This is a genomic window from Kitasatospora sp. NPDC036993, from assembly GCF_055607525.1.
This window is the reverse complement of the sequence record NZ_JBVJRP010000006.1, coordinates 150,131-177,003: the sequence shown is the minus strand read 5'-3', so window position 1 is coordinate 177,003 and position 26,873 is coordinate 150,131. Positions and strand designations below refer to the sequence as shown.

20 protein-coding genes and 1 pseudogene are annotated in these 26,873 nt (G+C 71.3%); 6 read left to right on the top strand and 15 right to left on the bottom strand.

Annotated features, from left to right (window positions below; all coding sequences use genetic code 11):
- Window position 1: 1 nt before the first annotated feature.
- Window positions 2-1,423 (top strand): sensor histidine kinase, encoded by a 1,422-nt coding sequence (locus ACZ7C5_RS14715; RefSeq protein WP_470322701.1) that lies wholly within the window; start codon window positions 2-4, stop codon window positions 1,421-1,423.
- A 41-nt stretch (window positions 1,424-1,464) separates the two neighbouring features.
- On the opposite strand, the gene ACZ7C5_RS14710 is transcribed toward ACZ7C5_RS14715, so the two are convergent.
- From ACZ7C5_RS14710 to ACZ7C5_RS14695, 4 genes and pseudogenes are all read right to left on the bottom strand, one after another.
- A complete protein-coding gene (locus ACZ7C5_RS14710; protein ID WP_401083268.1) occupies window positions 1,465-2,727 on the bottom strand; it encodes a sensor histidine kinase in 1,263 nt (420 codons plus the stop codon).
- An 8-nt stretch (window positions 2,728-2,735) separates the two neighbouring features.
- Complete coding sequence (locus ACZ7C5_RS14705) at window positions 2,736-3,458, bottom strand: ABC transporter permease (protein WP_401083266.1); 723 nt, start codon at window positions 3,456-3,458, stop codon at window positions 2,736-2,738.
- A pseudogene (locus ACZ7C5_RS14700) lies at window positions 3,455-4,351 on the bottom strand (ABC transporter ATP-binding protein); the annotation flags it as partial. The gene ACZ7C5_RS14705 and the pseudogene ACZ7C5_RS14700, both read right to left, overlap by 4 nt.
- Window positions 4,352-4,659: 308 nt before the next feature.
- Window positions 4,660-6,858, bottom strand: coding sequence for a S9 family peptidase (locus ACZ7C5_RS14695; protein WP_470322700.1), 2,199 nt, complete (start codon window positions 6,856-6,858; stop codon window positions 4,660-4,662).
- Window positions 6,859-7,174: 316 nt separating this feature from the next.
- Between ACZ7C5_RS14695 and ACZ7C5_RS14690 the strand changes: the two genes are divergently transcribed.
- The 5 genes from ACZ7C5_RS14690 to ACZ7C5_RS14670 all read left to right on the top strand — a co-directional run bounded on the left by ACZ7C5_RS14690 (window position 7,175) and on the right by ACZ7C5_RS14670 (window position 13,393).
- Window positions 7,175-7,369: a DUF2304 family protein gene (locus ACZ7C5_RS14690; protein ID WP_188296382.1), complete on the top strand. Its 195-nt coding sequence runs from the start codon at window positions 7,175-7,177 to the stop codon at window positions 7,367-7,369.
- A gap of 235 nt (window positions 7,370-7,604) precedes the next feature.
- A complete protein-coding gene (gene mshB, locus ACZ7C5_RS14685) occupies window positions 7,605-8,531 on the top strand; it encodes an N-acetyl-1-D-myo-inositol-2-amino-2-deoxy-alpha-D-glucopyranoside deacetylase (RefSeq protein ID WP_470322699.1) in 927 nt (308 codons plus the stop codon).
- Window positions 8,528-8,986 (top strand): DUF6113 family protein, encoded by a 459-nt coding sequence (locus ACZ7C5_RS14680; RefSeq protein WP_401083258.1) that lies wholly within the window; start codon window positions 8,528-8,530, stop codon window positions 8,984-8,986. Before mshB ends, ACZ7C5_RS14680 begins: the two co-directional genes overlap by 4 nt.
- A gap of 244 nt (window positions 8,987-9,230) precedes the next feature.
- Window positions 9,231-11,510, top strand: coding sequence for a peptidoglycan binding domain-containing protein (locus ACZ7C5_RS14675; RefSeq protein ID WP_470322698.1), 2,280 nt, complete (start codon window positions 9,231-9,233; stop codon window positions 11,508-11,510).
- A gap of 173 nt (window positions 11,511-11,683) precedes the next feature.
- Window positions 11,684-13,393, top strand: a complete 1,710-nt coding sequence (locus ACZ7C5_RS14670; protein ID WP_401083254.1) for an ABC transporter family substrate-binding protein — start codon at window positions 11,684-11,686, stop codon at window positions 13,391-13,393.
- Between the two features lie 26 nt (window positions 13,394-13,419).
- Here ACZ7C5_RS14670 and ACZ7C5_RS14665 read toward each other — a convergent pair whose 3' ends face one another.
- The 11 genes from ACZ7C5_RS14665 to ACZ7C5_RS14615 all read right to left on the bottom strand — a co-directional run bounded on the left by ACZ7C5_RS14665 (window position 13,420) and on the right by ACZ7C5_RS14615 (window position 26,445).
- On the bottom strand, window positions 13,420-14,469 hold the full coding sequence (locus tag ACZ7C5_RS14665; RefSeq protein WP_470322697.1) for an ABC transporter ATP-binding protein: 1,050 nt from the start codon (window positions 14,467-14,469) through the stop codon (window positions 13,420-13,422).
- 155 nt (window positions 14,470-14,624) lie between these two features.
- Window positions 14,625-15,800, bottom strand: a complete 1,176-nt coding sequence (locus ACZ7C5_RS14660; RefSeq protein WP_401083250.1) for an ABC transporter ATP-binding protein — start codon at window positions 15,798-15,800, stop codon at window positions 14,625-14,627.
- The gene (locus tag ACZ7C5_RS14655; protein ID WP_470322696.1) at window positions 15,790-16,842 is read right to left on the bottom strand and encodes an ABC transporter ATP-binding protein; all 1,053 of its coding nucleotides are present in this window, start codon (window positions 16,840-16,842) and stop codon (window positions 15,790-15,792) included. The genes ACZ7C5_RS14660 and ACZ7C5_RS14655 overlap by 11 nt, the downstream gene beginning before the upstream one ends.
- Window positions 16,843-16,858: 16 nt before the next feature.
- Complete coding sequence (locus tag ACZ7C5_RS14650) at window positions 16,859-17,773, bottom strand: ABC transporter permease (RefSeq protein ID WP_470322780.1); 915 nt, start codon at window positions 17,771-17,773, stop codon at window positions 16,859-16,861.
- Between the two features lie 76 nt (window positions 17,774-17,849).
- A complete protein-coding gene (locus ACZ7C5_RS14645; RefSeq protein WP_401083247.1) occupies window positions 17,850-18,776 on the bottom strand; it encodes an ABC transporter permease in 927 nt (308 codons plus the stop codon).
- A gap of 126 nt (window positions 18,777-18,902) precedes the next feature.
- The gene (locus tag ACZ7C5_RS14640; protein ID WP_401083245.1) at window positions 18,903-20,528 is read right to left on the bottom strand and encodes a peptide ABC transporter substrate-binding protein; all 1,626 of its coding nucleotides are present in this window, start codon (window positions 20,526-20,528) and stop codon (window positions 18,903-18,905) included.
- A 191-nt stretch (window positions 20,529-20,719) separates the two neighbouring features.
- Window positions 20,720-21,736: an ABC transporter ATP-binding protein gene (locus tag ACZ7C5_RS14635; RefSeq protein ID WP_401083243.1), complete on the bottom strand. Its 1,017-nt coding sequence runs from the start codon at window positions 21,734-21,736 to the stop codon at window positions 20,720-20,722.
- A complete protein-coding gene (locus tag ACZ7C5_RS14630) occupies window positions 21,729-22,778 on the bottom strand; it encodes an ABC transporter ATP-binding protein (protein ID WP_401083241.1) in 1,050 nt (349 codons plus the stop codon). The genes ACZ7C5_RS14635 and ACZ7C5_RS14630 overlap by 8 nt, the downstream gene beginning before the upstream one ends.
- Window positions 22,779-22,797: 19 nt before the next feature.
- Entirely contained in the window at window positions 22,798-23,742 is a 945-nt protein-coding gene (locus ACZ7C5_RS14625) for an ABC transporter permease (protein ID WP_188296645.1), read from the bottom strand.
- The gene (locus tag ACZ7C5_RS14620; RefSeq protein ID WP_401083239.1) at window positions 23,735-24,661 is read right to left on the bottom strand and encodes an ABC transporter permease; all 927 of its coding nucleotides are present in this window, start codon (window positions 24,659-24,661) and stop codon (window positions 23,735-23,737) included. The genes ACZ7C5_RS14625 and ACZ7C5_RS14620 overlap by 8 nt, the downstream gene beginning before the upstream one ends.
- Window positions 24,662-24,801: 140 nt before the next feature.
- Window positions 24,802-26,445 carry a peptide ABC transporter substrate-binding protein gene (locus ACZ7C5_RS14615; protein WP_188296647.1) on the bottom strand — a complete coding sequence of 548 codons (1,644 nt, stop codon included), beginning with the start codon at window positions 26,443-26,445 and terminating at the stop codon, window positions 24,802-24,804.
- Between the last annotated feature and the right edge of the window lie 428 nt (window positions 26,446-26,873).

Sequence of the window (26,873 nt, the reverse complement as noted above, 5' to 3'; positions counted from 1 at the left end):
GGTGCCCGGCAGGCTCTCCACCCGTCTGCGCACCTCGCTGGCGGCCGGACTGGCGGCACTGCTGCTGCTCGGCGTCGGCGCCTGGTGGCTGCGCGACCACATGTACGACGCCCAGCTGGAGGCCGCCGAGGCGGACGCCCACGCCCAGGCCCGCGAGATCAGCAACGGCTACAAGCACGGCCAGCAGCTGGCGGACCACGGGCAGCTGCCCTACCTGGTGCTGAACAGCGCGGGCCAGGTGGTGACCATGGGCGGCCCGCTGACCACCCAGCACCTGGCCGGGGGTCCGCCCGTCCTCGTACCGCAGCCGGCGCCGGACGACTGGCAGTCGGTGCAGCGGATCACCATCGGCCCGGCCGGGCCGGTCGCCGCCAACCGCTACTCGGGGCGCACCTTCACCGCGATGGGCAGCTGGAGCCCGCTGCTGTGGCCGTCGAGCGAGGAGAACGGCCAGCCGGTCAAGCCGAAGGTCGGCCCGGTCACGGTCTACGTGCTGGCCACCCCGTTCGCCGCCGAGGCCTCGCTGCGCACCATCGACCCGGTGCTGCGGCTCGGCGTGCCGCTCGCCGCGCTGCTGGTCGCGCTGATGGCCTGGACGGCGACCAGCCGGGCGCTGCGTCCGGTGGAGGCGATCCGGGCCCAGCTGGCCGAGATCGGCGAGCACCGGCTGGACCGTCGCGTCCCGGTGCCGCGCTCCGGCGACGAGATCACCAGGATGGCCAGGACCACCAACGCCACCCTGGACCGGCTGGAGCGCTCGGCCGCCCAGCAGCAGCGCTTCGTCGCGGACGCCTCCCACGAGCTGCGCAGCCCGATCGCCGCGCTGCGCACCAACCTGGAGGTGTCGCTGGCGCACCCCGAGCGGACCGACTGGCCGGCGGCGACCCAGGAGGCGCTCACCTCGGTCGAACGGCTCCAGCAGCTCACCGAGGACCTGCTGTTCCTGGCCCGGGGCTCGCACCCGGCGACAGCCGGCCGGCTCTCCTCCGTCGACCTGTCCGCCGTGCTGCGGGAGCTGGCCGACCAGTGCCGCCCGGCCCTCGGCGCCCGGGTCGCCCTGCGGGTGGACGCGCCGGAGCCGGTGCTGGTGCACGGCAGCCGGATCCGGCTGCACCGGCTGGCGCGCAACCTGCTGGACAACGCCCGGCGGCACGCGGCCGCCGAGGTGGTGCTGTCCGCCCGGCGGACCGGGCACCACTGCGTCCTGGAGGTCAGGGACGACGGCCCCGGGGTACCGCCGGAGGACCGCGAGCGGATCTTCGAGCCGTTCACCCGGCTCGACGAGGCGCGCAGCAGGGACGCCGGCGGCAGCGGTCTCGGCCTGGCCATCGCGGCGGACATCGCCACCCGGCACGGCGGCACCCTGCGGGTCGCCCCCGCCCGGAGCGGCGCGCGCTTCGTGCTGGAACTTCCGGCGGGCTGACGGGACCCCGGGCGGACTCCGGACAGGTCCGCCCGACGGGCCTAGTGGACGCCCTGGTGGGGCTGCGGAGCGGCCGCGGAGACCGTCCGCAGCGGCACCGAGGCCCGCAGCCTGAAGCCCCTCCCGCGCTCCCCCGGCCCGGTCTCCAGCCGTCCGCCGACCAGCGCCAGCCGTTCCTCCAGCCCGGACAGGCCGTTGCCCGGCTGGGACTTGCCGGGCCCCCGCCCGTCGTCGGTGATCTCCAGGACGGCGTAGCGCTCGCCGCTCGTCTCCCAGCTCACGTCCGCCGTCACCGTGCAGACGGTGGCGCCCTCGCCGTGCCGGACCACGTTGGTGACGGCCTCGCGCAGCGCCCAGGCCAGGGCGCCCGCCTCCTCGTCGGCCAGCGACGGCCAGCTGTCCACCAGCCGCGGGGCGGCCTCCAGCCGGACCTGCGCGGCGGCCAGCGCGGTACCGGCGGCGGCCAGTTCGACCTGGAGGGTCGGCCGGCGGAAGCCGGTCACCGCCTCCCGGACGTCGATCAGCGACTGCCGGGCGACCTGCTCGATCTCGGCGACCTGCGCCCGCGCGGCCTCGTCCTTGCCGGCGTCCATGAACCGCCCGGCCAGCTCGCTCTTCAGGGTGATCAGCGACAGCGAGTGCCCGAGCAGGTCGTGCAGGTCGCGGGCCAGCCGCAGCCGCTCCTCGGAGGCGGCCAGGTGCGCGACCGTGGCCCTGGCCTCGCGCAGTTCCTTCATGGTGGCGACCAGCCGTTGCAGACCGGTCATCGCGACGCCGGAGAGGAAGGCGCTGAGCGCGAAGGTCGAGACGTTGTCGACGCCGGCCCCGATGCCCGTCCCGACGGCGGCGGTGAGCACCGCCATGGCGACCATCGCGCGCAGCGCGTGCCGGACCGGCGTGATGATCGCGACGCACACCGAGGCGTAGATGAACAGCGTCAGGAACGCGGCGCCGAGGACGACCGAGGCGGCGACGGCGAGCCCGACCATCGTCGTGACGATCACCAGGCAGGCCCGCGGCCGCATCCCGGCCTGCGAGCGGAAGATCACCAGCAGGACGTAGGCGATCATGAACCCGCCCAGGCAGCACCAGCCGAGCACCGTCCCGGCCGTGCTGTGGCCGCCGTTCAGCAGGTCGCCCGCCGGGTAGGCCAGGTAGAGCATCCACAGCATCATCCAGGCGACCTTGACCAGCAGCTGTCGCCTGCTCTCCACCGGGGAGCCGGGCACGTTCATGAAGGAGGCGCGCGCCACGCCCGCCTCCGACGGCTCGTCGGAACGGTGGGCCTGGCGCGCGTCACTCATGCCGGTCATCATGCCTGGCGGGTGTCACGGCGGTACAGCGCCGCCGCGGCGGTGGCGAACACCACGAGGAAGGCGGCCAGCCCGGCGACCGCGACGGTGTCCAGGGAGTGCCCGGGCTGGGTGAAGGTGGCCAGCTTGTTGTACAGGTACACCGGGTTGAACCGGGCGAACTTCTCCATCGAGCCGCTCACCGGGAACCAGGTGCCGCCGAGCAGCGCCATCGCCATGTAGGTGATCATCACGATGCTCTGCACCGCGTCCGGCGCCGCCGCGTACCCGAGCGCCACGCCGAGCGCCGCGAAGACGAAGCTGCCCAGCCAGAGCGCCGCCGCCAGTCCGGCCCACTGCGCCGCGGTGAGCGAGACGCCCTGGCTCGCGCCGACCGCGAAGACCACGGCGATCGCCGGCAGCGTGGTCACCGCGCTCGCCGCGATCTTGCCGAAGGTGTACGCCCGGCCGGGCAGCGCGGTCAGCCGCAGCTGGCGCACCCAGCCGCTCTTGCGCTCCAGCGAGATCCGCTGCGCGCTGCCGGTCAGCACCGCGCCGACCGCGCCGAAGGTGGCCATCGAGACCATGAAGTACGTCTTCACCGGCAGGCCGCCGGCGAGCTTGGTGGTGTCGTAGGCGTGGATGAAGAAGAAGTACATCAGCGCCGGGTAGGCGATGGTGAAGAGCAGGTAGCGCCGGTTGCGGAGGGTCCGCAGGATCTCCAGCTTGATCAGGGTGGTCATCGCACGCTCTCCTTCTCGGCGTCGTCCTCGCGGTCCAGCTCTCCCGTGATGGTCAGGAAGGCCTGTTCCAGACCCAGGCCGGTGACCTCCAGTCCGCGCGGGTACAGGCCCGCCCGGTAGAGCCCGGCCACGCTCGCGTCGGCGTCCGCGGTCCTGATCCGTACCGTCCGCACCCCGGGGACGCGGGCGGTGACGTCCAGCGACTGCACGGCCGGCAGGGCGCGCAGCACCCCCTCGTCGAAGGGCCGCCCGTCCGCGTCGTGGAGTTCGAAGGCGATCCGGCGCGCCCCGGCCCGCGCCTTGATCTCCGCGGAGCTGCCGTCGGCGATCAGCCGGCCCCGGTGCAGCACCAGGACGCGGTCGGCGATCGAGTCGGCCTCCTCCAGGTAGTGGGTGGCGAACAGCACCGTGCGCCCGGCGTCGGCCTGGGCCCGCATGCTCGCCCAGAACGCCTGCCGGACGCTGACGTCCATGCCGGTGGTGGGCTCGTCGAGCACGATCAGGTCGCTGTCGCCGGCGATCGCCAGGGCGAAGCGGACCCGCTGCTCCTGGCCGCCGGACAGCTTGTCGACCCGGCGGTCGGCGATCTCCGTGATCCCCGCGTCGGCCAGCACCTCCGTGACCGGCCGGCCGGTCGGATGCACGTCGCAGGCGAGCCGGACCAGCTCGCGCACCTTGACGTCGGACATCAGCCCGCCGCTCTGCAGCATCGCGCCGACCCGGCCGGCCTCGATCGCCGCCCGCGGGGTGCCGCCGAACAGGGTCACGCTGCCCTGGTCGGGGGCGCGCAGGCCGAGCAGCAGGTCCAGGCTGGTGGACTTGCCGGCGCCGTTCGGCCCGAGCAGGGCGACGGTCTCGCCCGGCCTCAGCACGAGGTCCAGCCCGTCCACGGCGCGCACCCGCCCGTAGCTCTTGCCCACGCCGCGGAATGCGGCCACCCCGGTATCCATCGCCCGGCTCCTGTCTCTGATGGTGTCACGCCTGTGGTGTCACAGCCGGTGCTGTTCGCACCACCTCAGAGTCCCGCGCGGGCGGGTCGCGGCGGCAGTGTCCGCCGTCGTGCCCTCGGCATGACGGATGTCATGCCGGCGGCCGGTACCCGCATCACGGGCACCGGCCGCCGGAGCCGCCGGTCAGGGACGGTGGTCGGGCCGTGGGGCCGGCCCGGCCCGACGGCCCGGCCGCCGGAGCCTTCCGCCGCTCAGATCCCCAGCGAGCGCTTCACGAAGTCGACCTGGAGCAGCAGCAGGTTCTCCGCGACCTCCTCCTGCGGGGTCATGTGGGTGACCCCGGACAGCGGCAGCACGGTGTGCGGGCGCCCGGCGGCGAGCAGCGCCGAGGACAGCCGCAGGGTGTGCGCGGCCACCACGTTGTCGTCGGCCAGCCCGTGGATGATCATCAGCGGGCGCTCCAGCCCGGCCGCGTACCCGCTCAGCGAGTTCGCGGCGTACACCTCGGGGCGCTCGGCCGGGTCGCCCAGGTAGCGCTCGGTGTAGTGGGTGTCGTACAGCTCCCAGTCGGTCACCGGAGCCCCGGCCACCGCCGTGTGGAAGACGTCCGGGCGGCGCAGCACGGCGAGCGCGGCGAGGTAGCCGCCGTACGACCAGCCGCGGATGGCGACCCGGTCGAGGTCCAGCGGGAACTCCCCGGCGAGCGCCTGCAGCGCCGCCACCTGGTCGTCCAGGGTGGCCCCGGCGAAGTCGAAGGCGATCGACTTCTCCCAGGCCGGCCCGCGGCCCGGGGTGCCGCGCCCGTCGGCGACGATCACGGCGAAGCCCTGGTCGGCGAACCACTGCGACTGCAGGTGCGGGTTGTGCGCCTGGTAGACGCGCTGGCCTCCGGGGCCGCCGTACGGGTCCATCAGGACGGGCAGCAGGCCGTCCCGCTCGCGGTCGTAGCCGGTGGGCAGGAAGACGGCGGCCGGGATGCGGCGCTCGCCGGCGAAGCGGAAGACCGGACGGGCCGTGATGACCGGGGTCTCGGCGTACGAGGCGACGGTGGCGACGTCGTCGACCGCCAGGCCCTCGGGCAGGTCCCTGGCGACCTGGACCAGGGTGCCGGGCAGGTCGGGCTCGGCGGTGGCCCGGACGGTGATCCCGCCGCCGTGCACCGCGCTGGTGACGGAGGTGAACGGCCGTCCGTTGGAGGACTCCCAGCTCAGCCGCGTGCCGTCGTGGCTGATCCGGCCGACGGCGACCCAGCCGGGCTCGGGGTCGGTCTCCTCGGTGCCGCCGGAGGCGCTGAAGAACACCTCGTCCTCGGTGACCGCGACGACCGAGCGGACGTGCAGGTCGGCCCCGGTCACGGCGCGCCCGCCGATCACCAGCGCCCGCACGCCCTCCCGTCGCCCGCCACCACCCTTCTGAGGCGCTTCGCGCACCTCCTCGGTGTCGGAGATCCGGACCAGCTTGCCGTCCGGGGTCCAGGCCGGCGAGCCGGGGAACAGCTCCAGCCAGGTGCCGTCCTTCTCCTCGTGCAGCACCTCGGTGGCGCCGGTGGCCACGTCCAGGCCGAGGATCCGCTGGCCGCGCTGGTCACGGGTCTGGACCAGCAGCAGCGGGACGCCGCCCTTCGACCAGTGCACCCGGCCCAGGTACGGGTGGGCCCCGCGGTCCCAGACCACCTCGGTGCGCCCGCCGTGCAGGTCGAGCAGCCAGAGCCCGACCTCGGCGTTGGCGGCGCCGGCCTTCGGGTAGGCGACCTCGGCGGGCTCGCGGTCCGGGTTCGCCGGGTCGGCGATCCACCAGCGGCCCACCGGGCTGTCGTCGGCGCGCTCGACCAGCAGCCGGTCGCCCTCGGGGGACCACCAGAAGCCGCGGTCGCGGTCCATCTCCTCCTGGGCGATGAACTCGGCCTGGCCCCAGGTGACGTTCGGCCCGTCCGGCTCGGCGAGCACCCGGTCGCCGCTGCCGTCGGTACGGGTCAGCCGCAGCTCGCCGGCGGTGTTGGCGTACGCGACGCACGAGCCGTCCGGGGACGGGCACGGGTCCAGCAGCGGCCCCTCGGCGGGCAGTTCGGCGGTGGCGCCGGTGACCGTGTCCGCGGTGAACAGGCGGCCGGAGAGGGCGAAGGCGGCCAGGGTGCCGGCCGCGTCCAGGGCGTAGCCGACGATGCCGGCCGAGCCCTCACGGCTGCGCTCGCGGCGGGCCTTCTCGGCCGGCGAGAGGTCCTCCTCGCCGCCGCCGAGCAGCGTCGCCGGGTCGGCGACGACCCGCTCCTCGCCGGTCGCGGTGTCGAGGGTCCAGAGCAGGTTGGCGCGGTCACGGCCCGACCGCGAGCGGAGGAAGACGACCCGCGAGCCGTCCGGCGCGACGGAGAAGGAACGGGGCGCGCCGACGGTGTAGCGCAGGGTCCGCGCGTACTGCCGCGGGAAGGTGTCGGCAGAGGTGTGGGAGGTCATGGCACCAGACCCTATGACGCCGGACCACCGCCCCCGGGAGCATGTTGATCACTCGTTCGGAGCATCATCGCCAAGTACGCCCCAAAGAGGTCGAAACCGCCTCCGACCGGCCCACGCGCCGCCCGGACGCCGCGCCGCCCGACCCGCATGGCCTCACTGAATGTGATGCTCCCCTTACTCATCGGGTATGACTTGTCCGGCGAGTGACCGTCGGCCCCGTCCCGTCCCGGACCGCGGCCACCCGCAGCCCCCAGTCCCGCACCGTCCCGCGCCGCCCTCCGGGGAGCGGCGCGCCCGAGAAGGGGTGTGAGCCGACATGGCCATGAACATCTCCGCCGCCGTGCTGATGCTGGTCATCGTGGTGGTGCTGATCCGCCGCTCCGGCCTGAAGCTGGCACACGCGATCGTCTGCGCGCTGCTCGGCTTCTACCTGGCCTCCAGCTCGATCGCCCCGTCGATCAGCCAGGTCACCAGCAACCTCGCCGGAATGATCAACGGCCTGAGGCTCTGACCCCCGCGGCCCGGTGGTCCAGGGCCTGTCGCCACACTCCCGTCTGCGGGGCGACGCTCCCCCAGCCTTCGGCCGGGAGGTACCCCCAGGGCACGCACCTCGCCGCGTTGTCGTCGGTCGCCAATGCTCCGCACGGACTCCCTCCTCCGCCTTGCGATGCACGCACCCCAACACCGCCCCGCCCACCCTCCAGGCGGACGACGGGAGTGCGGCGACAGGCCCTAGGCTTCCTCCCATGACCGCGACTACCGGCCGCCGCCTCCTCCTGGTCCACGCGCACCCCGACGACGAGTCGATCGGCAACGGCGCCACCATGGCCCGGTACGCCGCCGAGGGCGCCCGGGTCACGCTGGTGACCTGCACCCTCGGCGAGGGCGGCGAGGTGATCCCGCCGGAGCTGGCCCACCTGACGGCCGATCGGGAAGACACCCTCGGCGCGTACCGGATCGGCGAGCTGGCCGAGGCGATGCGCGCCCTCGGCGTCACCGACTTCCGCTTCCTCGGCGGCCCGGGGCGCTACCGCGACTCCGGGATGATGGGCGTGCCCGAGAACGACGTGCCCGGCTGCTTCTGGCGGGCGGACGTCGAGGAGGCGGCCGGCCACCTGGTCGCGGTGATCCGCGAGGTGCGGCCGCAGGTGCTGGTCACGTACGACGACGAGGGCGGCTACGGGCACCCGGACCACATCCAGGCGCACCGGGTCGCGATGCGCGCGCACGAGCTGGCCGCCGACCCGGCGCACCGTCCGGAGCTGGGCCCGGCCTGGCGGATCGCCAAGGTGTACTGGAACCGGATGCCCCGCACGGTGATCGAGGCCGGGCTCGCCGGGACCGCCGCCGAGGCGTCCTTCCCCGGCGTCGCCCGGCCCGCCGACGTCCCCGGAGTGGTCGAGGACGCGGTGGTCACCACCGTGCTGGACGGCACCGCGTACGCGGACCGCAAGGCCGCCGCGCTGACCGCGCACGCCACCCAGATCACCGTGGACGGCGCGTCCTTCGCGCTCTCCAACCACCTCGGCCAGCCGCTGCTCGCCACCGAGTACTACCAGTTGGTGCGCGGCCAGGCCGGGCCCGGCGAGCCGGAGGACGACCTGTTCGCGGGCCTCGCTCCGGAAGCCTCCGATGCCTCGCACGGCTCGCACGCCGAGGAGGGCGCCCGATGAGCAAGCCCGCCCCCCAGCCGCCGCGCCGCCCGTTCCCCGCCGCCGTCCTCGGCACCCGCGAGGAGCGGCTGGCCGAGCCCCAGCCCCCGCGCGCCGCCCGGATCGCGGCCTACCCGCTGCTCTTCCTGCTGGGCGTCGCGGTGTCGGTCTGCGGATCCTTTGTGCAGGCCCTGTGGCCGCCGGTCGGAGTCCTGCTGGCGCTCGGCGCGACCGCCGGCACCTTCTACGGCGGTCTGCGGATCACCGGCACCCGGCTCGGCGCGGGTGTGCCCGCGGCCGGCTGGTTCCTGGCGATGCTGCTGCTGATCGTGCCCCGGCCCGAGGGCGACAACGTGCTGTGGTCCAACGCCACCTCGCTGGCCTGGCTGTTCGCAGGCTCGGTGCTGGGCGTGATCTGCGCCACCCTGCCCACCCGCACCAGCTGGTTCCCCGGGGTGCCCGGCCCCCCGCGCTGACCCGGGTCGTGCACGGCGTACGGTACCTCGTACGACGCGCAGTCAGGAGCGTACGGCCTTACTCTCATACCGGAGGAACCGGACGTATCCGGATCTGTCCGAAGCCGTTCGCCGCTCAGTTCTTCCCAGTATGGTGGTCCCGCAGAACGCCGTACCCGACCGCCGCCCGCCCCAGTCAAGGCCCGGCGACCACGAACCGCGGTCGCGCCGCACGGCCCGCCCGCGAACCCGGAGCAGAGCAGCATTGAGCAGCCGCGAATCTGACAACGCCCACCCGACGCCCCGGCGCACGGGTCCGGACGCCTACCCGTCGGGCACCCCGCCCTACGGCACACCGGGGCTCCCCGGCGGCGACCGAACCGCGGCCGGCGCCGGCCAGGGCGCCGCGTCGGGCGGCGAGGACGACGGTCCGAAGACCGAGACCACCCTGACCACCCGGGTCCGGATCAACATCCCCGGCTCGCGTCCGATCCCGCCGGTCGTCGTCCGCAGCACCGTCAAGAACGAGGACGGCCCGGGCGATGACGCCCCGGCCGCCGCACCCGATCCGGGCGCCGCGCGGCACCGCTCCGCGCCGGCCTCGCCCGTCCTCGGCGTGATGGACGGCGGCGGCCGCCCGGCCGCCCCGCCGAACCTGCCGCCGGAGTGGCAGATCCCGCCGATCCCGCCGGCGACCTCCGAGTCGGAGTCCACCGGCGCGTGGTTCCGGCCCCGCCAGAAGAAGGCCCCGGCGGCCGAGCCCGCCCCGGTCGCCGTGTCGGCAGCCGCCCCCGCGACGGCAGAGGCCGCGGCCGGGCTGGATGCCGTCGCCGAGCCGCGCCCGCAGGCTGCCCGTCAGACCGCCCGCGCCAACGGTGCCCCGAACGGCCGTCCGGTGCCCGCCCAGGGCAAGCAGCCGCAGCCGGCCGCACCCGCCGCGCCGTTCCACGCCGAGGCCCCAGTGGAGGAGCCCGGCGTGTACGAGGCCGCCGACCCCTTCGCGCCGGTCACCGACCCGTTCGGCACTGCCGACCCGTTCGGCACTGCCGACCCGTTCGGCACCGCCGCCCCGGACGCCGGGGCACACGGCGGCCGTCCCCGGCAGAACGGCTTCCAGCCGAACGGCCACCCGGCGCCCGCACCGCAGGCCGGGCCGGGCCCCGAGGACACCTCGGTCGACGGCTTCGCGCCGATCCGCGACAACACCCCGCCGCCCGCCGGGATATCCGGCCTGCCGCAGAACGGCGCCCCGCACGGCGCCGACGGCCGTCCGCAGCCGGGCCTGTTCGCCTCGGCCCCGACCGGCACCGACCCGTTCGCCGCCCAGCGCCAGGCCGCCGCCGGCCAGGACGGCCTCGCCGCCCCGGCGGGCCCCGGCGCCCTCTTCCCCGGCGCGCCGGGCGCCGCCCCGCAGCCCGGTGGTCCGCGGCAGACCGGCCGCGACCCGGAGGCCACCGAGTTCACCCCGCTGCCGACCCCGGCCGCCGGCCCCCGGCCCGAGGGGTCCGCGGACGCCGAGGCCGCCGCCTCCCCCGCTCCTGCCCCCGCGAAGGCGAAGGCCGAGCCCGCCGCTCCCGCCAAGGCCAAGAAGGGCGGCGCCGGCAAGAAGCTGGTCAAGCTGGGCGTCTACGGCGTCTGCGCGGCGCTGTTCCTCGGTGCCGCCGCGTACGGCACCGGCCTGATGCTCAACCAGTCGGACGTCCCCAAGGGCACCGTGGTGCTCGGCGCCGAGATCGGCGGCAGCAGCCGCGACCAGGCGATCCACCAGCTGGACGAGTCGGTCGGCAAGGCCGGCCAGCAGCCGCTCAAGCTGAAGATCGGCGACCAGTCCGTGGACCTGGACCCGACGGTCGCCGGCCTGAGCTTCGACACCACCGCCACCGTGGACGGCCTGGCCCGGCACAGCTACAACCCGCTGGACGTCTTCAAGTCGCTCAAGGGCGGCACCAAGACCGTCGCCCCCGAGGTCAAGGTCGACAAGGCCAAGCTGAAGGCCGCCCTCGACACGCTCGCGGCCGGCTCCGGCCAGGGCCTCCAGGAGGGCTACGTCAAGTTCGGCGAGAACGGCGAGCCGATCGTCGTCCCCGGCCGGGCCGGCCAGGCGGTGGACTCGGCGAGCGCCCTGGACGTGATCGCGCAGGCCTACCGCGACCGCGCCGACGGCAAGCCCGAGCAGCCGATCGCCCTCGCCGTCACGGCCGCCCAGCCGAAGATCTCCACCCAGGCCCTCCAGGGCGCCGCTGACACTCTCGGCAAGCAGGTGGCCGTCGGCAAGGTGCACGTCGTGGCCGGCACCAAGTCCTGGGACTTCGGCCCGAAGACCGCCGCCAAGGTGCTCACCCTCGTTCCGGACGCCTCCGGCAAGATCGCGCCCAAGTGGGACCTCGACGCGCTCTCCGGCCAGCTGGGCAACGTGTTCGACAAGGTGAAGGTCAAGAAGAACGGCCAGGTCGCCGCGATCACCCCGCAGGACGTCGCCGACGGCATCACCTCGGTGCTCGACAAGACCAGCGACAAGGACCGCACCTTCAAGTTCGCGATCTGACCCGTTCGCGTCGGACGCCCTCGCGTCCGACGAACCCGCGCCGACGGGGGGCGGGCCCGCATCCCGGGCCCGCCCCTCGGCAGTGCCCCCGGCACCCCCCTCGACAACGCCCCTCCCGGTCAGCAAGATGTGACGCCACACCATCCGTCACATCCACCCCGGGGAACACGCCGATGCGCCGCCGCCTCCAGCACCACGGGACGGCCCTGCTCGCCGGTCTCACCGCCCTCACCCTCTCCCTCGCGCTCTGCTCCTGCACCTCGGGGCAGGGCTCCGGCGCCCTGGCGTCCGCCCCCGCGTCGCCCAAGCTCACCTCGATCGACATCAACCCCCACGACCGGGCCGAGCTGCGCCAGGGCGGCACCCTGAACCTGGCGATCGCCCAGTTCTCCCGGCAGTGGTCGCCGATCCACACCGACGGCGGCGAGTCCTCGACCATCGCGGTCAGCAAGCCGCTGCTGCCGACCTTCTTCCGCTCGGACGCGGCCGGCACCCAGACCCCCAACCCGGCCTACCTCCAGGAGGCGCACGCCGAGGTCAGGGACGGCCGGCAGGTGGTCACCTGGACCCTCAACCCGAAGGCCCACTGGTCCGACGGCACCCCGATCACCTGGCGCGACATCGAGGCCAACTGGCGCGCCCTGAACGGGAAGGACCCGGCCTACCGGTCCTCCAGCAGCACCGGCTTCGAGCTGGTCTCCGGGGTCGAGCGCGGCAAGGACGACTTCCAGGCCGTGATGACCTTCGACCGCCCGTTCTCCGAGTGGCAGTCGATGTTCAACAGCGCCGGCAACGCCCCGCTGCTGCCGGCCTCCCGGATCTCCACCCCCGACCTGTTCAACACCGCCTACCTGGACACCATCCCGGTCACCGCGGGCCCCTTCAAGGTCGAGCAGCTGGACCGGGCCGGCCAGAGCGTCACCCTGGTCGCCGACCCCTCCTGGTGGGGCGACAAGCCGGTGCTGGACCGGATCGTCTTCCACGCGATGCTGCCCGACGCGATGCCCGCCGCCTTCGCCGAGGGCCGGCTCGACCTCGTCAACAACGGCCCCGACGTGGCCGGTTACCAGGTCATCAAGAACACCAGGGGCGCCGTGGTGCGCCGGGCCGGCGGCCCGGACTTCCGCCAGTTCACCCTGAACGCCCGCACCCCCGCGCTCGGCGACGCGACCGTGCGCCAGGCCGTCTTCCAGGCGATCAACCGGGACGTGGTGATCCGCGCCGACCTCAGCGGCCTGGACTGGCCCGCCGTCCCGCTCAACAACCACCTGCTGGTCACCAACCAGAACGGCTACCGCGACAACTCCCTGGGCCTGGCCCGCTACGACCCGGCCGAGGCGGCCCGCAAGCTGGACTCGGCCGGCTGGAAGCTGGACGGCGACGTACGGAAGAAGGACGGCCGCGAGCTGAACCTGCGGATGGTCATCCCGGCCGGCGTCACCCCGGCCCAGACCGAGGCCGCCGACACCACCAGGATGCTCAAGGACGTCGGCATCAAGGTCACCACCGTGACCGCCCCCGCCAACGAGTTCTTCGACAAGTACGTGAACCGCCACGACTTCGACATCGCCGCCTACTCGCTGCTCGGCACCCCCTTCCCGGCCAGCGGCAACCGCGCCAACTTCGTCCAGAGCGGCGGCACCAACCAGACCGGCACGGGCAGCCCCGCGGTGGACGCCGCGCTCGACCGGGCCGCCTCCGCGACCGAGGCGGCCGCCGTCTCCGAGGCGATCAACCAGGCCGACGGCGAGCTGTGGAAGGTGGCCGGCGTCCTGCCGCTCTACCAGCGCCCGCAGCTGTACGGGGCCCGCGCCGACCTCGCCAACATCGGCGCCCAGGGCCTGTCCGACATCGTCTGGGAGAACGTCGGCTTCGTGAAATAGGGCACCCCGCCGGCCGGTAGCGGGCCTCAGCCGTGCAGTGTCTCGCGCCAGTAGTGGCAGGCGCTGCGGCGGCCCGCCAGCTCCGCTCCGTACTCGCTCGTCACCGGCACCAGCGGCGGGAGTTCGGCCCGGCAGCGGTCCTGCGCCCGGTCGCAGCGGGGGTTGAAGGCGCAGCCCTCCGGGATCCGCAGCAGGCTCGGCGGCAGGCCCTTGATGGCGTGCAGGTTCCGGCCCTTCTGGTCCAGCCGGGGGATCGAGTCCAGCAGGCCCCTGGTGTACGGGTGCGCGGGCCGGGCGTACAGCTCACGCACCGGGGCGGTCTCGACGATCCGGCCCGCGTACATCACCGCGATCTTGTCCGCGACGTCCGCCACCACACCGAGGTCGTGGGTGATCAGGATCAGCCCCATGTTGAACTCGGCCTGCAACTCGGCCAGCAGGTCCATCACCTGGGCCTGGACGGTGACGTCCAGAGCGGTGGTGGGCTCGTCCGCGATGATCAGGTCCGGCTCCAGGGCCAGCGCCATCGCGATCATGATCCGCTGGCGCATGCCCCCGGAGAACTGGTGCGGGAAGTCGTTCACCCGCTCCCGGGCCGCCGGGATGCGCACCCGCTCCATCAGCTCGACGGCCTTCTCCTTCGCCTCCTTGCGCGAGGCCCCGCGGTGCGCCCGGAACATCTCCCCGAGCTGGTAGCCCACGCTGAGCACCGGGTTCAGCGCCGACAGCGCGTCCTGGAAGATCATCGCGATGTGCCGGCCCCGCACCGAGCGCCTGGCGTTGGTGCTCATGGTCAGCAGGTCCTCGCCGCGGTACAGGATCCGTCCCGAGGTGATCCGACCCGGCGGGATGTCCAGGATGCCCATCACCGCCTGCGCCGTCACCGACTTGCCGGAGCCCGACTCCCCCAGTACCGCCAGGGTCTCCCCGGCCGCGACCGAGTAGCTCACCCCGTTGACGGCCCTGGCGACGCCGTCCCGGGTGTGGAACTCCACGTGCAGGTCGTCGACCTCCAGCAGCGGCGTCCCGGGCTCCAGGCTCTCCCGACCGCCGCCGATCACCTCCACCGCGTCCATGTGGGCAGCCCTCCTCAGCGCAGCGGCGTCCACCGATGGGCGCAGAGCAACTATCAAGGAACGGACCGCACTTGGCGAGCCTGCGGCAGATCTCTTTTCCGTCACGGAACAGGGCGCGCCCTCACCTGCGAGGACGCGCCCTGGTAGTGGACCGCTCAGTCGGAGCCCTGCCCGCCGTCCCGCTCCGGGGCGTCCTGCCCGCCGTCGCGCTCCGGGGCGTCCTGCCCGCCGTCGCGCTCCGCCGCGCTCTGCCCGATCTCGCGCTCCGCCGCGAAGTGACACGCCGAGTCGTGCCGCGCCGCCCCGCCCAGCCAGGACGGCGGAGCCAGCAGCGGCACCTCGACCTCGCAGCGCTGCTGCGCCTTCCAGCAGCGGGTGCGGAAGCGGCAGCCGGACGGCGGGTTGGCCGGCGAGGGCACGTCGCCGGTGAGCACGATCCGGTCCCGGGTCTCCCGCGCCGTCGGATCCGGCACCGGCACCGCGGAGAGCAGCGCCTGGGTGTACGGGTGGGTCGCGTGGTCGTAGATCTCCGCGTCGCTGCCGATCTCGACCATCTTGCCCAGGTACATCACCCCGACCCGGTCCGAGATGTGCCGGACGATCGAGAGGTCGTGCGCGATGAACATGTACGACAGGTTGAACTCGCCCTGGAGCTGCTCCAGCAGGTTGATCACCTGCGCCTGGACGGACACGTCCAGCGCGGACACCGGCTCGTCGCAGATGATGATCTCGGGCTTGAGCGCCAACCCCCGGGCGATCCCGATGCGCTGGCGCTGTCCGCCGGAGAACTGGTGCGGATAGCGGTTGATGTACTCGGGGTTGAGCCCGACCACGTCCAGCAGGTCCTGGACGGCCTTGCGGCGGTCGCCCTTTGGCGCCACCTCGGGGTGGATCTCGAACGGCTCGCCGATGATGTCGCCGACCGTCATGCGCGGGTTGAGCGAGGTGTACGGGTCCTGGAACACCATCTGGATGTTCCGCCGGACGGCCTTCAGGGCCGCCCCGGAGAGCCTGGAGATCTCCTCCCCCTTGTAGCGGACGGACCCTTCGGTGGCCGGCTCCAGGTTCATCAGCACCTTGGCCAGCGTGGACTTCCCGCAGCCGGACTCGCCGACGACGCCGAGCGTCTCGCCCTGCATCAGGTCGAAGCTGACGCCGTCGACCGCCTTGACCGCGCCGACCTGCCGTTTGAGGAGGACGCCCTTGGTCAGCGGGAAGTGCTTGACCAGGTCCCGGACTTCGAGGATCGGTTCGCCGCGCCGCACCGGCTGTTCGAAGGCGACCTCCTCCGGCAGCGCCGCGCCCAGTGCGCTGGCCCCGTCAACGGTCATGGAGGGTCTCCTTCCAGAAGAAGCAGGCGCTGCCGCGCCCCTCCAGTGGCGTCCCGTCCTCCTCGGTGACCGGGAACAGCTCCGGCACCTCGGTCCGGCAGACGTCCTGGGCCCGTGGGCAGCGCGGGTTGAAGGCGCAACCCCTGGGGATGCGCAGCAGGTTGGGCGGCAGGCCCTTGATCGCGTAGAGCTCCTGGCCCTTCTGGTCCAGCCGGGGGATCGAGTCCAGCAGGCCCCTGGTGTACGGGTGCGCGGGCCGGGCGTACAGCTCGTGCACCGGCGCGGTCTCGACGATCCGGCCCGCGTACATCACCGCGATCTTGTCCGCGACGTCCGCCACCACGCCCAGGTCGTGGGTGATCAGGATCAGCCCCATGTTGTACTCGGCCTGCAACTCGGCCAGCAGGTCCATCACCTGGGCCTGCACCGTCACGTCCAGGGCCGTGGTGGGCTCGTCCGCGATGATCAGGTCCGGCTCCAGGGCCAGCGCCATCGCGATCATGATCCGCTGGCGCATGCCCCCGGAGAACTGGTGCGGATAGTCGTTCACCCGCTCCCGGGCCGCCGGGATGCGCACCCGCTCCATCAGCTCGACGGCCTTCTCCTTCGCCTCCTTGCGGGAGACCCCACGGTGCGCCCGGAACATCTCCCCGAGCTGGTAGCCCACGCTGAGCACCGGGTTCAGCGCCGACAGCGCGTCCTGGAAGATCATCGCGATCTTCTGGCCGCGGATCCGCCGCCGCTCGTCCTTGCCCATCGTGAGCATGTCCTGGCCCCGGAAGCGGATCTCGCCCCGCGGGATCCGGGCCGGCGGCATGTCCAGGATGCCCATGATCGCCTGCGCCGTCACCGACTTGCCGGAGCCGGACTCGCCCAGCACCGCCAGCGTCTCCCCGGCACTGACGCTGTAGTTGACGCCGTTCACGGCCCTGGCGACGCCGTCCCTGGTGACGAACTCGACGTGCAGGTCCCGGACGTCGAGCAGCGGGCCCTGGTACGGCGCCTCCCGCCGGCTCCCGGTGGTGTCCACCGCTGTACTCACGATGCGCTCCCCTCGCTCAGCGAAGCTTCGGATCGAGGGCGTCGCGCACCGCGTCGCCCAGCATGATGAAGGCCAGCACGGTGATCGAGAGCGCCACGGCCGGGAAGAACAGCACGTACGGCGCGGTCCTGATCACCTTCTGGGCGGAGGAGATGTCGATGCCCCAGGAGATGGTCGGGTCCTGGAGACCGATGCCGAGGAAGCTCAGTGTCGCCTCGGTGGCGATGTAGCCGCCGAGCGCGATCGTCGCCACCACGATCACCGGGGCGATCGCGTTCGGCAGGATGTGCCGGAACATCAGCCTCCCGGTCCCGGCGCCGAGCGCCCGGCCGGCCACCACGTAGTCGGACTGCTTCACGGTCAGCACCGCCCCGCGCATCACGCGGGCGATCTGGGTCCAGCCGAGCACGCCCAGCGCGATGACCACGCTCCACACCGTGCGGGTGGCGAACGCGTTCAGCAGCACCAGCGCGCCGAGCAGCAGCGGGATGCCGAAGAAGATGTCGGTGATCCGGGAGATCACCGCGTCGATCCAGCCGCCGAAGTAGCCGGCGACCATCCCGGTCAGCCCGCCGACCACGGTGACGGCGGCGGTCACGAAGATGCCGACGGTGATCGAGGCCCGGGCCCCGTACACCACCCGGGCGAAGATGGACCGGCCCTGGGCGTCGTAGCCGAACCAGCCGGTCCCGAAGACGTCGCCCCAGTCCGGCCGCCTGAGGTAGTCGTTCACCAGGTCGGCCTTGCGCGGGTCCGCGTCGGTGAACGCCCAGGGGAAGACCGCCATCACCACCAGCAGCAGGATCAGCACCGCCGAGATCAGGAAGATCGGCCGCCGGCGCAGGTCCCGCCAGGCGTCGCCCCACAGACTGCGGGCCTCCTCGCGCTTCTCCGCGTCGCGCTCGACCAGAGTCTCCTGCTCGACCGCCATGCCCTGCTCTCCCGCGTAGTCGAGGCGTGAGACGCCCGGCTTGGGATGCGGCTCGTACGAGTCCTCGTCGTGGATGTCAGGCATAGCGGATCCTCGGGTCCAGGACCGCGTAGAGCAGGTCGACGAGCAGGCTGGCGACCAGGTAGACGATCACCAGGACGGTCACGATGCCGACCACGGTGGGGCCCTCCTTCTGGTTGATCGCCCGGTACAGGACGTTGCCGATGCCCTGCACGTTGAAGATGCCCTCGGTGACGATCGCCCCGCCCATCAGCGCGCCGAGGTCGGTGCCGAGGAAGGTCACCACCGGGATCAGCGAGTTGCGCAGCAGGTGGCGGGAGATGACGGTCCGCCGGGGCAGGCCCTTGGCGACCGCGGTGCGCATGTAGTCGGCGCGCAGGTTCTCGCCGATCGACGTCCGGGTGAGCCGGGCGACGTACGCGAGCGAGAGCGAGCCCAGGACGACCGCCGGCAGCACCAGCTGGGTGAGGTCGTAGCTGTCCTGCACCGTCGGGGTGACCCAGCCCAGGTTGGTGGCGAACACCGTCTGCGCGATGTAGGCGAGCACGAAGACCGGGATCGAGATCACCACCAGGGTCATGATGAGCACCGCGGTGTCCGCGACGCTGCCGCGCCGCAGGCCGGAGACCAGGCCGAGGGCGAGGCCGGCGACCAGCTCGAAGACGAAGGCCAGCAGGGCCAGCCGGATGGTGACCGGGAAGGCGTCCGCCATGATGTCGGAGACCGGCCGGCCGGTGAAGCTGGTGCCGAAGTCCCCCTGGAAGAGGTTCCCCATGTAGTGCAGGTACTGCTTCCAGAGCGGCTGGTCCAGGTAGTACGTGTGCTTGATGCTGGCCACCACGGCCGGGTCGGCGGCCTTCTCGCCGAACAGTGCCGACACCGGGTCCCCCGGCAGCGTGTAGACCATCAGGAAGATCAGCAGCGTGGTGCCGAAGAACACCGGGATCATCTGTAGCACCCGTCGCAGCACGTAACTGCCCATCCGAGCCTCCTTCCTAGGTGTCCTGGATTGCCCGGCCGACCGGTGCGGTCGTCCGAGAGACCGCGCCCCGCCCTCCGTGCGGGGAGGGCGGGGCCGGCGCGCCGGTTCGGGGGCCGGGCCAGGGGCTCAGCCCTTGACCTCGACCTGGGTCCAGGCCGGGTTCCCGAAGGAGTCGAACTTCACGTTCTGCACCTTGGAGGAGTAGCCCGAGTTGGTGCGGTAGTACCAGAGCGGGATGGCGGGCATCCCGCTCGGCAGCACCGCCTCGGCCTGCTGGTAGCCGGTGACCGTGTCGGCGACGCTGGCCGCCTCGTCGGCCTTGGTGGCGGCCTCGTCGAACTGCGGGCTGCTGTAGCCGAAGTCGTTGGACGCGGCGCCGGTGCGGTACACGTCGGCCAGGAAGTTGGCGTTCAGCGGATAGTCCTGCACCCAGCCGGTGCGGAAGGCGCCGTTGAGCGTGTGCCCGGTGATCGCCGCCCGCGCGGTCTTGAAGTCGGGCTTCGGGTCACCCAGGCAGTCGACGCCGGTGTTCTGCCTGATCGAGTTGCAGACCGCGTCGACCCACTCCTTGTGGCCGCCGTCCGCGTTGTAGGTGATCAGCAGCTTGTTGCCGGGAGCGCCGCCGCCCTCCTGGATCAGCTGCTTGGCCTTGGCCGGGTCGAACGTGCAGAACTCGCCGCAGGTGCCGTCCTTGTAGCCCTGGACGCCCTCCGCCACCCAGGCGGTGGCGGGCTTGCGGGAGCCCTGGAGCACGGTCTTGGTGATGGTGTCGCGGTCGATCGCCATCGACAGGCCCTGGCGCACCTTGGCCTTGTCCGGCGAGGACCAGTCGGCCTGGTAGAGGGTGAAGCCGATGTTCTGGATGGCACCCTGCGGCTCGTCCACCGCGCGGTCGCCGAGGTCGTTCTTGTAGGTGGCCAGCGCGGACGGCGGCACCTGGTCCATCACGTCCAGGTTGTTGGACTGGAGGTCGGCGTAGGCGGCCTCGGACGTGGTGTACATCTTGAAGACGATGCCGCCGTTCTTCGGCTTGTCCACGCCCTGGTAGTCCGGGAAGGCCTTGGTGGCCACCTGGCTGTTGTGCGACCAGCTGACGAACTGGTAGGGGCCGTTGCCCACCGGCTTCTGGCCGTAGCCGGCCGGGTCCTTGAAGAAGCCCTCGGGCAGCGGCGAGAAGGCGATGTAGCCGAGCTTGTACTCGAAGTACGAGACCTTGTGGTCCAGCTTGACGGTGAAGTGCAGGTCGTCGGTGACGGTCAGCCCGGACATCTTGTCCGTGGTCGGCGAGCCGGTGGCCGGGTGGATGTCCTGGTAGCCCTCGATGTCGGAGAACCAGGAGCTGTTGATCTGGTTGTTGGCGGGGTTGGCGCCCCAGTTCCAGGCGTCGACGAAGCTCTTGGCGTTCACCGGGGTGCCGTCGTGGAACTTCCAGCCGTCCTTCAGCGTGACCTCGAAGGTCTGCGAGTCGCTGGTGTCGATCTTGTCGGCGACCTGCATCCGGATCTTGGCGTTGCTCGGGTCGTAGTCGACCAGCCCCTTGAAGAGGTTCTGGAGGATGCGACCACCGCCGACCTCGTTCGCGTTGGCCGGTTGCAGCGGGTTCTGCGGCTCGTTGCTCTGGTAGCTGAAGGTCTTGCCGGCGTCCGACGAGCCGCTGCCTCCTCCGCTGTCGTTGTTGCTGCACCCGGTGGCCACCAGGGCCACGGACGTCGCAGCGGCGAGGACCCAACGAGCACGGGCGGCTACGGGCATGGAGGTTCCTCCTCAGGGGGGTGTGTGTCGCATCACACCCCATGAGAAGCGCGGCCCGGCGACGGCGCGCGTCAGGTGCACCCGGACGGGTGCCGTGCCCCCGTCACGGAGTTGACGCGGCGCCGGACCCGCGGACGCGGGAAGGGCCCGCGGCGCGAACGCCACGGGCCCTTCCTGGGTGTACGGGGGGATCAGGCCGCGGCCTGCTCCCTGACCTCGGGGAAGTGGCAGGCCGACTCGTGCGCGGCCGGGCCCTCCAGCAGCGAGGGGACCGCGAGCAGCGGGACCTCCTCGGCGCACCGCTCCTCCGCCTTCCAGCAGCGGGTGCGGAAGCGGCAGCCGGACGGCGGGTTGGCCGGCGAGGGGATGTCCCCGCTGAGGATGATCCGCTCGCGGGACTCGCGCGCCGCCGGGTCCGGCACCGGCACCGCGGAGAGCAGCGCCTGGGTGTACGGGTGGGTGGCGTTCTCGTAGATCTCCTCGTCCGAGCCGATCTCGACCATCTTGCCCAGGTACATCACGCCGACGCGGTCGGAGATGTGCCGGACGATGGAGAGGTCGTGCGCGATGAACATGTAGGAGAGGCCGAACTCGCCCTGGAGCTGCTCCAGCAGGTTGATCACCTGCGCCTGGACGGACACGTCCAGCGCGGACACCGGCTCGTCGCAGATGATGATCTCGGGCTTGAGCGCGAGACCGCGGGCGATGCCGATGCGCTGGCGCTGTCCGCCGGAGAACTGGTGCGGGTACCGGTTGATGTACTCCGGGTTCAGACCCACGACGTCCAGCAGGTCCTGGACGGCCTTGCGGCGGTCGCCCTTGGGCGCCACCTCGGGGTGGATCTCGAACGGCTCGCCGATGATGTCGCCGACCGTCATGCGCGGGTTGAGCGAGGTGTACGGGTCCTGGAACACCATCTGGATGTTCCGCCGGACGGCCTTCAGGGCCGCCCCCTGGAGCGTGGAGATGTCCTCGCCCTTGAAGAGCACCTGGCCGGAGGTGGCCCGCTCCAGGTTCATCAGCACCTTGGCCAGCGTGGACTTGCCACAGCCGGACTCGCCGACGATCCCGAGCGTCTCGCCCTTCTTGAGCTCGAAGGAGATGCCGTCGACCGCCTTGACGGCGCCGACCTGCTTCTTCAACAGGATGCCCTGGGTCAGCGGGTAGTGCTTGACCAGGTCCTTGACCTCCAGGATGTTCTCAGCCATGGAGGGTCTCCTTCCAGAGGTGGCACGCGCTGCGGCGGCCGGTGAGCTCCTTGCCGTCCTTGTCCGTCACGTGGTGCAGCGCCGGGATCTCCGTGCGGCACAGGTCGGTGGCGACGTCGCAGCGGGGGTTGAACGCGCACCCGGTGGGAACCTTGAGCAGGTTCGGGGGCAGGCCCTTGATCGCGTAGAGCTCCTGGCCCTTCTGGTCCAGGCGCGGGATGGAGCGGAGCAGGCCCTTGGTGTACGGGTGCGCGGGGTTCGCGTACAGGTCGTGCACCGGGGCGGTCTCGACGATCCGGCCCGCGTACATCACGGCGATCTTGTCCGCGACGTCGGCGACCACGCCGAGGTCGTGGGTGATCAGGATCAGGCCCATGTTGTACTCGGCCTGGAGCTCGGCCAGCAGGTCCATCACCTGGGCCTGGACGGTGACGTCCAGGGCGGTGGTGGGCTCGTCCGCGATGATCAGGTCGGGCTCCAGGGACAGCGCCATCGCGATCATGATGCGCTGGCGCATGCCGCCGGAGAACTGGTGCGGGTAGTCGTTCACCCGCTCCCGGGCGGCGGGGATGCGCACCCGGTCCATCAGCTCGATGGCCTTCTCCTTCGCCTCCTTGCGGGAGGCGCCCTGGTGCACCCGGAACATCTCGCCGAGCTGGTAGCCGACGCTGAGCACCGGGTTCAGCGCGGAGAGCGCGTCCTGGAAGATCATCGCGATCTTCCGGCCGCGGACCCGCCGCCGCTCCTCGTTGCTCATCTTGAGCATGTCCTGGCCGCGGAACAGGATCTCGCCCTGGGTCACCTTGCCCGGGGGCATGTCCAGGATGCCCATGATGGTCTGCGCCGTCACGGACTTGCCGGAGCCGGACTCGCCGAGCACGGCGAGGGTCTCGCCGGCCGCGACGGAGTAGTTCACGCCGTTCACGGCCTTGGCCACGCCGTCCCGGGTGTGGAACTCCACGTGGAGGTCCTTCACCTCCAGGAGAGGAGTGCCAACTTCGAGACGGTCGTTCTTCTGGTCGTTCTCGATCACGGTGGTCATCGGGTCGTCACCTCTTCTCTCAGCGGAGCTTCGGGTCGAGGGCGTCGCGCACCGCGTCGCCGAGCATGATGAACGCCAGCACGGTAAGGCTCAGCATTCCGGCGGGGAAGAACAGGGCGAACGGCGCCGTACGGATCACCTTCTGGGCCGAGTTGATGTCGATGCCCCAGGAGATGGTCGGGTCCTGGAGACCGATGCCGAGGAAGCTCAGCGTCGCCTCGGTGGCGATGTAGCCGCCGAGCGCGATGGTGGCGACGACGATCACCGGGGCGATCGCGTTCGGCAGGATGTGCTTGAACATGATCCGGCCGGTGCCGGCGCCGAGCGCCTTGGCCGCCGTCACGAAGTCGGCCTGCTTGACCGTGATCACCGAGCCGCGCATGACACGGGTCATCTGGGTCCAGCCCAGGGCGACCAGCGCGAAGACCACGCTCCAGACGGTGCGCGTGGTGAACGCGTTGAGGACCACCAGCGAGCCGAGCAGCAGCGGGATGCCGAAGAAGATGTCGGTGACGCGGGAGATGATCGTGTCGACCCAGCCCCCGAAGTAACCGGCCACCATGCCGGCGAGGCCGCCGAGGATGGTGACACCCAGGGTCACGCAGATGCCGACCACGACCGAGGCGCGGGCGCCGTAGACGACGCGGGCGTAGATGCTGCGGCCCTGGAGGTCGTAGCCGAACCAGTCCGCCTGGAAGAAGTGGCTGTAGTTCGGCTTCGTCAGGTAGTGGTTGCGCAGGTCGCCGGCCCGCGGGTCCACCGAGGTGAACAGGCCGGGGGCGATGGCGATGACGATCAGCAGCAGGATCAGCAGCGCGGAGATCACGAAGATCGGCCTGCGTCGCAGGTCGTGCCAGGCGTCCGAGCCGAGGCTGCGGGCCTTCTCCTGCTTCGGCGCCGGGGCGTCCGCGGCGCGCTGGGCCGGGACGTCCCCGGCGGTCTTCTTCTCGGTCAGGTCAGGCATACCGGATCCTCGGGTCCAGGACCGCGTAAAGCAGGTCGACGATCAGGCCGGCGGCCAGGTAGACGATCACCAGGAAGGCCACGAAGCCGGAGACCGTCGCGCCCTCCTTCATGTTGATCGCTTGGTAGAGCGCGTGGCCCACGCCCTGGACGTTGAAGATGCCTTCGGTGACGATCGCACCGCCCATCAGGGCGCCGAGGTCGGTACCGAGGAAGGTGACCACCGGGATCATCGAGTTGCGGAGCAGGTGGGTGCCGATCACCTTGCGCCGCGGCAGACCCTTGGCCACCGCGGTGCGGACGTAGTCGGCCTTGATGTTCTCGGCTATGGAAGTACGGGTGAGACGCGCGACGTAGGCCAGCGAGAGCGAGCCGAGCACGAAGGCCGGCAGCACCAGCTGGGTGATGTCGTTGCTGTCCTGGACGGTCGGGGTGACCCACTTCAGGTTCTGCCCGAAGACCGTCTGGAAGATGAAGCCGAGCACCGGGACCGGGATCGAGATCAGCAGCAGGGTGAGGACCAGCGTGCCCTTGTCGAACATCTTGCCGCGGCGCAGACCGGAGTACAGGCCGATGCCGATGCCCAGGACGATCTCGATGGCGAACGCGAACAGCGCCAGCCGGACCGTGACCGGCAGCGCCTCGGTGATCTTGTCGATGACCGGGCGCTGGTCCAGACCGGTGCCGAAGTCACCGGTGAGCAGCTTCCCCATGTAGTCGAAGTACTGCTGGATCAGCGGCTTGTCGAAGCCCTGCTGGTGCTTCAGAGCGGCGAGCTGCACCGGGTCCGGTGCCTTGTCGCCCCACAGTGCTGCCACCGGGTCTCCAGGCAGCAAGTGCACCATGAAAAAGATGAGTGCGGTCGTTCCGAGGAACACCGGGATCATCTGGAGCAGTCGCCTTGCGACAAAGCGCCCCATCGTGCCTCCATGTATGGCCCTGCCGAGCCCGTCAACTCGGCAAGAGATAAGTCGGCGTGCCAACGGCCGGTGCCAGTCCTCGCCCTTGTGGGGATGGACGGGCACCGGCCGTTGTCACCGGGTCAGGCGGTGCCGACCGATTACTTCTTCTTCTTGACCTCGACGTCGGTGTAGACCGGGTCGCCGAAGGAGTTGAACTTCACGTTCTGGACGTTCTTGGAGTAGCCGGAGCTGGTCTTGTAGTACCAGAGCGGGATGGCCGGCATGTCCTTGGCCAGAACGGCCTCGGCCTGCTGGTAGAGCTCGGCGGTCTTCTCGACCGAGGTGGCGGCGTCCGCCTGCTTCGACAGGGCGTCGAACTCGGGGCTGGAGTAGCCACCGTCGTTGGCCGCGGCACCGGTGCCGTAGACGTCGCGCAGGAAGTTGGCGTTCAGCGGGTAGTCCTGCACCCAGCCGGTCCGCATCATGCTCTGGACCTGCTTGTTCGTGATGATGTCACGCGAGGTCTTGAAGTCGGGCTTCGGGTCACCGAGGCACTCGACGCCGGTGTTCTGGCGGATCGAGTTGCAGACCGCGTCCACCCACTCCTTGTGGCCGCCGTCGGAGTTGTACAGGATGCCGATCTTGCCACCGGGGACGCCGCCGCCCTCGGTGATCAGCTGCTTGGCCTTCTCCGGGTTGAACTTGCAGGCGTCGCCGCAGGTGCCGGCCTTGTAGCCCATGACGCCGGGCGCCACGAACGAGTCGGCGGGCAGGCGGTTGCCGTTCAGCACGGTCTTGGTGATGGTCTCGCGGTCGATCGCCATCGAGAGGCCCTGACGGACCTTCTCCTTGCCCGGGGTGTTCCAGTCACCCTGGTACAGCGCGAAGCCGATGTTCTGGATGGCGCCCTGCGCCTGGTCGACCGCGCGCTTGCCCAGGTCGTCCTTGTACTTCGGCAGGTCGGTCGGGTCGACCTGGTCCAGCACGTCCAGCGTGTCGGACATCAGGTCCTTGTACGCGGCCTCACCGGCGGTGTAGTTCCGGAAGACGACGCCACCGTTCTTCGGCTTGTCGATGCCCGTGTACTTGTCGAAGGAGGCCAGCGTGATGGCCTTGTTGTGCTCCCACGACACGAACTTGTACGGGCCGTTGCCGACCGGCTTCTGGCCGTAGCCCGCCGGGTCGGCGAAGAAGCCCTCCGGCAGCGGGAAGAAGGCCGAGTAGCCGAGCTTGTACGTGAAGTACGAGACCGGGCTGGTCAGTTCGATGGTGAAGTGAGTGTCGTCGACGACCTTCAGGCCGGACATCTCGGTGGCGGTCGGGTCGCCCTTGTCCTTGTCCGGGTGGACGGCGTCGTAGCCGACGATGTCCGAGAACCAGTCCGAGTTGATCTGGTTGTTCTTCGGGTTCGCCGACCAGTTCCAGGAGCTCACGAAGGACTTGGCGGTGACCGGGGTGCCGTCGTGGAACGTCCAGCCGGACTTCAGCGTCACGGTGTAGTTCTTGGCGTCGGTGGTCTCGATCTTGTCGGCCACCTGGTTGCGCAGGGCACCGGTCGCGGGGTCGTAGTCGACGAGGCCCTTGAAGAGCTGCTTGACGATACGGCCGCCCTGGTTCTCCATGGCGTTGGCCGGCTGGAGCGGGCGCTGCGGCTCCGCGCTCTGGTAGCTGAAGCTGGCCCCGGGGTCGACCGCGGCGCTGTCGGAGCTACCCCCAGAGGAGTCGCTGCTGCTGCACGAAGTCGCAGCGAGGGCGACAGCAACAGCTGCGACAACCCACTTGGCCTGGCTCGCACCGCGCATCGGTGTGCCTCCTGAATTCGACGTTGCAACGAGGAGGGCATCGCGGAACGGTTCTCACCGGGTCCGCCGTGCCGTCCGCGCTCGTGGTTTCGGCGCGCACCCCTGCGCGTTCACCCTTGACCCGAGCCTGACTGCACCCACTATCCGTCACGCACGGACACGAAAGTGACCAGTGACGATCTCAATTAGGTCACATGAACAGTCGGTAAGTTTCGAAAACCGGACATTTGAGACATAGCCAGACAGGCACCAAACGGACAGTCGTCACGGATGACGAACTGCCGCGTCCGCTCAGCGGACGCCTCGGCGTGATGAGCGCTATTCCGTTAATAGCGGCCCCGGCAACTTGGAGTAGTTGAAAAAGTTCGCCCCCCTCTCCATGGGAAAGGGGGGCGAATCATTCCGGCCAAAGGCCGTTCAGCGCGTCC

What these genes read in the sequence shown, in the direction of transcription:
- ACZ7C5_RS14640 (WP_401083245.1), bottom strand. Translation starts at nt 20,528, where the DNA reads ATGCCCGTAGCCGCCCGTGCTCGTTGGGTCCTCGCCGCTGCGACGTCC.
- ACZ7C5_RS14635 (WP_401083243.1), bottom strand. Translation starts at nt 21,736, where the DNA reads ATGGCTGAGAACATCCTGGAGGTCAAGGACCTGGTCAAGCACTACCCG.
- ACZ7C5_RS14705 (WP_401083266.1), bottom strand. Translation starts at nt 3,458, where the DNA reads ATGACCACCCTGATCAAGCTGGAGATCCTGCGGACCCTCCGCAACCGG.
- ACZ7C5_RS14660 (WP_401083250.1), bottom strand. Translation starts at nt 15,800, where the DNA reads ATGACCGTTGACGGGGCCAGCGCACTGGGCGCGGCGCTGCCGGAGGAG.
- ACZ7C5_RS14670 (WP_401083254.1), top strand. Translation starts at nt 11,684, where the DNA reads ATGCGCCGCCGCCTCCAGCACCACGGGACGGCCCTGCTCGCCGGTCTC.
- ACZ7C5_RS14690 (WP_188296382.1), top strand. Translation starts at nt 7,175, where the DNA reads ATGGCCATGAACATCTCCGCCGCCGTGCTGATGCTGGTCATCGTGGTG.
- ACZ7C5_RS14615 (WP_188296647.1), bottom strand. Translation starts at nt 26,445, where the DNA reads ATGCGCGGTGCGAGCCAGGCCAAGTGGGTTGTCGCAGCTGTTGCTGTC.
- ACZ7C5_RS14665 (WP_470322697.1), bottom strand. Translation starts at nt 14,469, where the DNA reads ATGGACGCGGTGGAGGTGATCGGCGGCGGTCGGGAGAGCCTGGAGCCC.
- ACZ7C5_RS14630 (WP_401083241.1), bottom strand. Translation starts at nt 22,778, where the DNA reads ATGACCACCGTGATCGAGAACGACCAGAAGAACGACCGTCTCGAAGTT.
- ACZ7C5_RS14625 (WP_188296645.1), bottom strand. Translation starts at nt 23,742, where the DNA reads ATGCCTGACCTGACCGAGAAGAAGACCGCCGGGGACGTCCCGGCCCAG.
- ACZ7C5_RS14680 (WP_401083258.1), top strand. Translation starts at nt 8,528, where the DNA reads ATGAGCAAGCCCGCCCCCCAGCCGCCGCGCCGCCCGTTCCCCGCCGCC.
- ACZ7C5_RS14620 (WP_401083239.1), bottom strand. Translation starts at nt 24,661, where the DNA reads ATGGGGCGCTTTGTCGCAAGGCGACTGCTCCAGATGATCCCGGTGTTC.
- ACZ7C5_RS14650 (WP_470322780.1), bottom strand. Translation starts at nt 17,773, where the DNA reads ATGGCGGTCGAGCAGGAGACTCTGGTCGAGCGCGACGCGGAGAAGCGC.
- ACZ7C5_RS14710 (WP_401083268.1), bottom strand. Translation starts at nt 2,727, where the DNA reads ATGAGTGACGCGCGCCAGGCCCACCGTTCCGACGAGCCGTCGGAGGCG.
- mshB (WP_470322699.1), top strand. Translation starts at nt 7,605, where the DNA reads ATGACCGCGACTACCGGCCGCCGCCTCCTCCTGGTCCACGCGCACCCC.
- ACZ7C5_RS14695 (WP_470322700.1), bottom strand. Translation starts at nt 6,858, where the DNA reads ATGACCTCCCACACCTCTGCCGACACCTTCCCGCGGCAGTACGCGCGG.
- ACZ7C5_RS14645 (WP_401083247.1), bottom strand. Translation starts at nt 18,776, where the DNA reads ATGGGCAGTTACGTGCTGCGACGGGTGCTACAGATGATCCCGGTGTTC.